This window comes from Amycolatopsis sp. NPDC051371 (genome assembly GCF_040682155.1).
Lineage (GTDB): Bacteria > Actinomycetota > Actinomycetes > Mycobacteriales > Pseudonocardiaceae > Amycolatopsis.
The window spans coordinates 1-7,672 of record NZ_JBFBAG010000104.1 but is presented as its reverse complement, the minus strand read 5'-3'; the positions used below and the strand labels follow the sequence as shown (position 1 = coordinate 7,672).

6 protein-coding genes are annotated in these 7,672 nt (G+C 63.3%); 5 read left to right on the top strand and 1 reads right to left on the bottom strand.

Annotation, left to right across the window (positions count from 1 at the left end; genetic code table 11):
- Positions 1–352 precede the first annotated feature (352 nt).
- The 5 genes from AB0M59_RS53275 to AB0M59_RS53255 all read left to right on the top strand — a co-directional run bounded on the left by AB0M59_RS53275 (position 353) and on the right by AB0M59_RS53255 (position 6,131).
- A complete protein-coding gene (locus AB0M59_RS53275) occupies positions 353–763 on the top strand; it encodes a hypothetical protein (RefSeq protein WP_364632024.1) in 411 nt (136 codons plus the stop codon).
- The gene (locus AB0M59_RS53270; protein WP_364632022.1) at positions 760–1,650 is read left to right on the top strand and encodes a LysR family transcriptional regulator; all 891 of its coding nucleotides are present in this window, start codon (positions 760–762) and stop codon (positions 1,648–1,650) included. The genes AB0M59_RS53275 and AB0M59_RS53270 overlap by 4 nt, the downstream gene beginning before the upstream one ends.
- A gap of 327 nt (positions 1,651–1,977) precedes the next feature.
- Entirely contained in the window at positions 1,978–2,874 is an 897-nt protein-coding gene (locus AB0M59_RS53265) for a hypothetical protein (protein WP_364632020.1), read from the top strand.
- Between the two features lie 14 nt (positions 2,875–2,888).
- The gene (locus tag AB0M59_RS53260; RefSeq protein WP_364632017.1) at positions 2,889–5,069 is read left to right on the top strand and encodes a hypothetical protein; all 2,181 of its coding nucleotides are present in this window, start codon (positions 2,889–2,891) and stop codon (positions 5,067–5,069) included.
- A gap of 294 nt (positions 5,070–5,363) precedes the next feature.
- Positions 5,364–6,131, top strand: coding sequence for a hypothetical protein (locus AB0M59_RS53255; RefSeq protein WP_364632015.1), 768 nt, complete (start codon positions 5,364–5,366; stop codon positions 6,129–6,131).
- A gap of 396 nt (positions 6,132–6,527) precedes the next feature.
- Here the strand turns inward: AB0M59_RS53255 and AB0M59_RS53250 are convergent, their stop codons facing one another.
- Entirely contained in the window at positions 6,528–7,502 is a 975-nt protein-coding gene (locus tag AB0M59_RS53250; RefSeq protein ID WP_364632012.1) for a tetratricopeptide repeat protein, read from the bottom strand.
- Positions 7,503–7,672 lie beyond the last annotated feature (170 nt).

Below are 7,672 nucleotides of genomic sequence, written 5' to 3'. Positions count from 1 at the left end.
TACTTCACCCTCGACGGCAGCGACTACCCCAGCCACGCTGCTCAGGAAGCCGCCATCGCCGGCTACCTCCGCTGGCGCAACCGCCACTGCCACCCCAAACGCCACCTCGCCGTCAACTCCAAGATCCGCCGCCCGGATTACCTACCCAACGTTGCTTGATACGGCACTAGGCTGGTCCTTCGCCTGCACCCGGCACCGGTGCCTGCTCGCCGATCGCTGCCCGGACTGCGGCCACGTCCCGCGGCCCGGGACCCTGTGGCTGCACGTCCCGCAGGCCTCGCGGTGCAGCACCCGCCCGGGAACTGCCCGACGAAACTTCGCGCGCTGCGGTGCCGACCTGACCACCGCTGCGGTGCACGAGTTCGGCGCCGGGCACGCGGCGCTGGCCGCTCAGCACCAGCTCGACACGGTCCTCACCGGCACCGCCGCGTTCGGCCGCTACACCGCGAGCGCGGCGCACCGGCTACTCACCGATCTGGCCGTGCTCGCGTCCCGGATCCTGCGCACCACCGAAGCACCTCGCGCCGGCGATCCCGACATCGGCGACCTGAGCGAGATGTACCGGACGGCGCTGATAGACACCGACGGCTCTGGACGCCGCGGCAGACCCGCTTCCACCGCGCCCAAGCACTACGCGCCGCGCACCAAGGACCAGCGCGAGGCCTTCGCCGACTCCCGGTTCTGCTCACCGCCCGCCTGGCCGCCGAGCTTCACCTGGTCGCCGCCGAGTTCCTTGCCGATCACGCCATCAACGAACCCGTGAGCTGGCAACCACCGCGCGACCTCGCCGTCGGTCTCGACCTGCCCGGCCCGGACTCCGACACGCTGCCCCGGCAATCGCTGGCAGATCTGCTCCGCGCGGGCCTTCCGCTGGGACAGGCTGCCTCGCAGACGGGCATGACGCTCGACTCCGCCCGGTACCTGCTCGCACACCACCCCCGCGTCACCCGCAGAAACCACGACGTCGGCGAGCGGCTGCGCGCCCAGCTGCCCGCCGAGGTATTCCGGGACCTCTACGTCGACCGCGGCTGGTCCATCTCCGCTCTCGCCGTCCGCTACGGGGTCAACCGGCGCCGCATCACCACGCTCGCCACCGCCTACGACATTCCGCTGCGGGACCCGAGCAAACCACCCGCCGGCATCAGCCGTCGGTGGCTGCACGAGCAGTACGTGCGCCGCGGCCGCAGCTCGGAAGACCTCGGCGCCGAGCTCAGCTTGCACCCCACCACAGTCCTCAGCTGGTGCCGCCGCTACGACCTGCCCGTGCGTCCCGGCGGCCCCAACATGCATCGCAGCGAACTCTGCCCGGCCGGAGCGATCCCGCCCGAGCTTCAGCCCGCGCTCACCGGCACCCGCCCCTGGAAACGCCTGATCGCGTTCGTCCACCTCCGCAACCACTCCACGCTGCGCGCCACCGCAGCCACCCTCGCGATCACCCCGAAGACCCTCGCCAGCTACATCAGGCGACTCGAGCGGGAACTCGGCCAGCAGCTCGTACACCGCTCCACCGCGCCGACTCCAATCACTACGCTGACCGAGCAAGGTCAGGCACTGGCCACCATCGTCGCCGCCGTCCTCACGCAAACACCCAGTCTGGCGGTGGAGGAACTGCACCAACCGCGCAACTTCCCGGGACATGGAGACGACTAACCCAACAACTTCTCACGATCTATGCGCGGCCATGGCGGACTTTCCACTGACACAAGGGGCAGAAGGATTACGTGGGCAGCTTTCACGCGTCCCACCACGCGCGATCTGGTGATCTACGAATCGCAGCTGGAGTTAGTGCGTTTGTTGTTCGCGGATTTCGACAGGCCCATAGATCATATCTACGCACAGCCGTCCCTGCTGCACACTGCGGTGGGGAGCTGCGCTAACCTAGGCACTACGCCTCTTCCGCAGGCACTAGCAACAGGTCTATGATTGACGGCAGCAACTGGGAAATTACGCCCGAATAGCTCGACCCAAGGAGAGGGAATGACGCAACTTCAAAATATCTATCTTGCCACACTTACTCGCTCAGCTACCAACTCCGGCACAAATAGCAAAATCACCTTAGTAGTCAACCAGCGGGGTGTAGATCGCCTCAATCATACATTCGGGGACACCGTGCAGGCGGACCAGGAGAAAGGTCAAGCTAACCTTTACCAGCTCGACGTACGAAACAAGGGAATCGACAGCGAACGGCTTACAGAAGGTTCCGTGCGGGTCGGTACACTTGGCGACGATGAGTGGCGCCCGGAGATACTATTCCTCTGGGGCACCGGCCCCGTTTCATCCAACGCGCCGGGGCTGCCTCCTCCCGTTGTGCCGCTTGCGATCGAAACAAGTATCACCACACGACTGAGCACCAATGACTCTAACGCTGTACCGTCGATGACCGTGCGGCCGATCAGGACACGTTCGAACATGTTCATAAATAGATTGCTGTTCATCGTGACAACCGCATGGGAGCCTGGTCGATGGGAAACCGGCATCTCGGACCCCGGGCCCAGCGGAAAAGGAACTAACGACCGGGTCGAGATTGAAATATTTGCCGAAGGCAGCCTGGCGGTGAAGCATGTTATCTCCGATACCCCCCAAGACGATTTAGAACCCGGTCAAGTCAACATGTATGACATTCCAGTTGCAGTACCGTTCAGACGGTCGTCCATGGGTACGAATTCTGTCCGCCTATCGATTACCGGTACCGACCTATGGCTCCCGCTCAGGGTATATCTCTTCGGCATGGATGCCCTCGAGGGTCACCCTGGAGCGATAGTACCTCTGGTGCATATCGACAACTGGGGAATTGTACCGCTGAGCACCGATACCGAGGAAGGTAACCCGCGGGTTGTGCTTCCACTTGTTCCGCGCACCCAAGACTCGACTTGAAGGAAGCGATCTCCGTGGATCAGACGAAGGTGCTCAGCGGCTATGACGTCGAGATCGCGCTGGCGGGTAGGTACCTGCAGTACTTGCTCCTGCTGGCAAGCGACATCGGACTCCTGCCCGACGAGATCATCTTTGGCGCAGACCCGATCCGAGTCCAGTTGCAGCAGCCGGCCGATGTTGACCGGACCTACGACCTGTCGGCCGGGGCGCCAGTACCTGACCTCGCGACCCGCGACGGGGCGTTCACGGTCGAGGTGCTGCACGGCGATCCTTTGGGCGCCGACCTCCGGATCGACCTCCGCTTGCGATTGACCCGGCTCTCTGACGGATTGAGCCTCCCCGACGTGTCGCTCCAGGTGTTCGTCAAGCTCCACATCGATACCACGTCGAGGTCGGACGGGCCTGGACTCGAGTCGGTGTCGATGACGACCGAACTAACCGACGTGGCTGGCGACCTCGTCGGGATCGCTCGCGACCAAGGGCACGATAAGGCGGAACTGATCGAGGTCATGAAGCCGTCCCTCGGCCAGACCTTCTCGCTCGACAGACTCGGCTCGGGGGGCCGCCTGTTCGACGTTGCCCTACGCAAGTTGGCGGCAGATCCGATCTCAGGGGCCCCGGCGGTACTTGTCGTCTACCTCAACCTGGTGCTGAAGGCGGGGCCCCAACCTGACAACTACATCGGTCCCCGGGGCGACGCTGCGCTCGGCCAGAACTTCCTCGAACCGGACGCCGATATCACTTTCGCCACACGTCACGGCCTCCTGGCCGACGTCGGTGACGACGCGATGTACCGCCGCGCCGTGCCTGCGGGCGCCGGCTACGACTTTCCGCTCGTCGCGGGATCCGGCTCCGACGCCGAGCGGGTCGGCCGCTACGTCTCCATCGACGCTGGCCCGGTCCGCAACATCAACGGCGCAACAGAGAACCAGCTCCACATCGGGGTGGAGGCCGAGTACGAGATCGACAACTTCTTTGACCCCAACTTTAAGATCCACATCGTTATGACCCAAAGCGTCGACGACGAGGGGATCATCTCCTGGGAGACGGATCTCGACGTCCAAGCCGGTCTGCTCGCCCACATCGTCATCTCGCTGGTGTCGGTGGCGATGGTCCCGTTGCTCGGCCCATGGGCCCTGCTGGTATTCACCGGACTCGAGATCGGGCTCCACACCGTCGAGGAGTTGGTGGCAGCGGTCAAGGAGAATAAGGTGGAGGCGAAGGTGGACGCCACCTTGCTCGACGTCGCGCCGAACCGGTTCACGATCGTGCGCCGCCGCTGGGATCCCTTGTTCGAGACCCAACACCAGATCGGTCTCCGCCCTGGCGGGATGCTCATCACAGACGACGGACTGGCGATCTGGGGCAAGGCGGCACTGACCAGGGCGACGAAGCCTGTGCCGAGGGTTGTGATCCGCGAGGCCGTCCGCGCCAGCGACGATCGGGCCGTCGAGCTGCGCTACCTCGTCGGTAACCCTGGGGAGTTCCTCGACGATATCGAGGCCGCCACATTGCGCCTCCCGTTCTCGCAGCACGATCCCGCACGCGAGCCACTCCTGTTCACCGTCCCCGTCGAGTCGACGGCGGCCGGGCCGGGTGCGCTCGAGCGAGCCGAGCACCAGCAGATCCGGGGCCGCCACCCCTACATCGTCAAAGCCATCGAGGTCGACGAAAACCAGATCGAGCACCTCCTCGTAATCAGCGAGCAGGAGTCCAACGACGTCCAGGGGGTGCTCCTCACTGCCCACACTGAGCAAGCGACAGCCCAGATCACCGCCGATCACGAGGCCGAGGTCCGTGCCGCGGTCGAGCAGCACTTTGCTGACCTGGGGATCATCCCTGCGCCTGAGCAGGTCGAGATAGCCGTCGCAGCTCAGCTCAAGGCACTCATCGCCGCCGATCTCGAGGCTTACAAGGAAGGCCAGTTGCCGATCGACCTCGACGCCCAGCTCCGGCAGCAGCTGCGCCTGGAGCTGTCACCAACTGAATTCGGTCGCCTGCAGGATGGTGGGCTGCTCCGCCTGGCCGACTTCGACCTGATCCACTTCCGAGGCTCCGAGAGATCCTACTACCGGGACCGCTACGTGGCCTCGATCGAGACGACCCCGGCCCTCCGCGAAGCCGACAACCTCCGCCACAAGCCCCGCTACCGCAACACCGCGACGGGCCGCGAGTTCCTCTCACCTGGACGGTGACGGGCGGCCGCGGGTTTGGGCCGCTGCTGCTCGCCTTACCGCGCTATTTAGGAAGCCACGAAGTCTGAGGCTGATCATGGTGACACTGATGTGATACAGCCTGAAAAGGTGCACGTCGCATAAGATCGACACGTCACGAGCACTGAGACCCTTCAGGTATGGTGCGGTGCCGCCCTGCGCCGCCCGGCTGCCCATGCTCGCCTTCTCGTGCAGGCTCCTGCTCGTCCACCTTAGGTCAAGTGCGAGCCAAACGCGTGTTGCGGAAGTCGCAACTGGCCAGCGATACTTGGACGAATGCGGAAGATCCTCTCTGTCCTCGTCCCGATCTTCATGGGCGTACTCACTTTCATCGGCGTGTTATTCACGGCAGCCAGTTCGAACGTGGACGTGCCGTTGGAGGTTGCCAAAGGGTTAATTAACTTGGCGATCGCAATTTTGGTAACTGGCGGGCTCTCATACTTCTTGTCGGACCGCGCAAGGAAACAAGCAGAAGTAACAGAAGTCGGACGACTCCTAGTTGGCGTAATGCAAGACTTGAAGTCGGCTCACGAGACAGTCCAGGTCGTCCAGTTTCGCCTTAACGCTGACTGCTCTCCAATGAGACTACGAGAACAGATTGAAGTACTCATTGAGGTCCGGGCAAATCTTCAGCGGCTCAGACATGAGCGCCTAATAAGGGACGACGTCGGCGCGTATGGGGAAATTAAGAGGATGACGAACTACATTCGCGCTCTCGCCGAAGAATATGCAGCCAATTTGCCGACGACTTCAGAACTAATCACGACGTTTGAGCGAGATACGCAGCAGTATCTGCAGAGCAAGACAGACCACCCGCCAGCCATGCCAAAGCTTGAAATGCAACAGTTCAAGGAGCTCCAGAACCTCTTGAACGACGAGCGATTCCGGAACGGTCAGTTTTATGCCGGATACATGCGAGCTCGATTGTGGATTGAGAATAAACTATCGCAGCTTCGGTATGAGGGTCGAGTAGACGCGCTCGCCGTTCCGAGGTCGCCCCTCGATCGCGCGTCTAAACACCTTCGACGAGACCCGAGGAAATGACGTCTCGATGGGACTGATCATGGTGGCCATCGCGTGAGACTTCCCGAAAGCATACAGATCGGACAAGATCGACATGTCACGGGATACGAAACCCTACACTTGGTGTAGGGTCTCAAATTCGAGGGCACTTTCCCAAAGATCTTGGCATCGAGATCGCACTCGTGCCACAAAATCGGGATTGATCATTCCTTGATACCGTTGGCCGTTCGAGTGGGACTCCGCGACGCGCCGTCAGTGATCAGACAGCGGCTCTGCTTGGAGGGGTAGCCGCCGCGGTCGTTGCGCACGGTCACGCCAGCGTGTCGGGCTGCTGGGCCCATCCGGCAGTGGGCCCGAACGTCCAGCGGCGTCAACTCATACGCATCGCCACTGGGCGCTGTCTGACCGCGGAGGACTTCAGGCGTCGTTGTTGCGGCCAATGCGCAGGTCCGGCACATCGAGCGCAAGACCTACTGCTTCATCGTGGCGGCCGAGAAGATCCAACTGCTGACAAAGGTGCGCCAGTTCGCTTCGGTACCGTGTTTCGCATAACTGTGGATCTTTTTCACTGCAGGCTCTCCACACTGCCAGCGCTTCGCGTCTGGCAATGAGCGCGCCGTCGATGTCGTTCCCCTCCTGTCGATAGATCCCGAGGTTGTTCAGCGAGTCGGCGAGGTCGGGGCGGTATCGATCAGGCTCCGTGTCGGCCAGCCCACGGAAGATCGTGACGGCCTCGTCAGCGGCCCCCAGGGCTTCCCGATACCGACCCACCTCCCGCAGGCAGGCCCCGAGGTTGTTCAGCGAGGTGGCGAGGTCGGGACGGTACCGATCAGGCTCCACGCCGGCCAGCCCACGACGGATCGTGACGGCCTCTTCAGTAACCTCCAGGGCTTCCCGATACCGACCCACCTCCCGCAGGCAGGCCCCGAGGCCGTTCAGCGAGGTGGCGAGGTCGGGACGGTACCGAACAGGCTCCACGTCGACCAGCCCACGACGGATCGTGACGGCCTCTTCAGTAACCTCCAGGGCTTCCCGATGCCGGCCCACTGTCCGCAGGCAGGCCCCGAGGTTGTTCAGCGAGTGGGCGAGGTCGGGACGGTACCGATCAGGCTCCACGTCGACCAGCCCACGGTAGATCGTGACGACCTCTTCAGCGGCCCCCAGGGCTTCCCGATACCGACCCACCTCCCGCAGGCAGGCCCCGAGGTTGTTCAGCGAGGTGGCGAGGTCAGGGCGGTACCGATCAGGCTCCACGTCGACCAGCCCACGGAAGATCGTGACGGCCTCTTCAGCGGCCCCTAGGGCTTCTCGATGCCGACCCACCTCCTGCAGGTAGGCCCCGAGGCTGTTCAGCGAGTGGGCGAGGTCGGGACGGTACCGATCAGACTTCACGTCGGCCAGCCCACGGTAGACCGTGACGGCCTCTTCAGCGGCCCCTAGGTGTATTGACCACGGAGGTTGGGTACGGGGCGACACGTGATCGGATGATCTTGGCGTGAGGGAGGGCCTCCGGGTTCGGTGTGGATTGCGACGTCTACACCGAGCAACGGAGGCCCTCGTGA

Bases quoted from the DNA above. Each gene is read 5' to 3' on its own strand.
- AB0M59_RS53265 (WP_364632020.1), top strand. From the start codon at position 1,978: ATGACGCAACTTCAAAATATCTATCTTGCCACACTTACTCGCTCAGCT.
- AB0M59_RS53255 (WP_364632015.1), top strand. From the start codon at position 5,364: ATGCGGAAGATCCTCTCTGTCCTCGTCCCGATCTTCATGGGCGTACTC.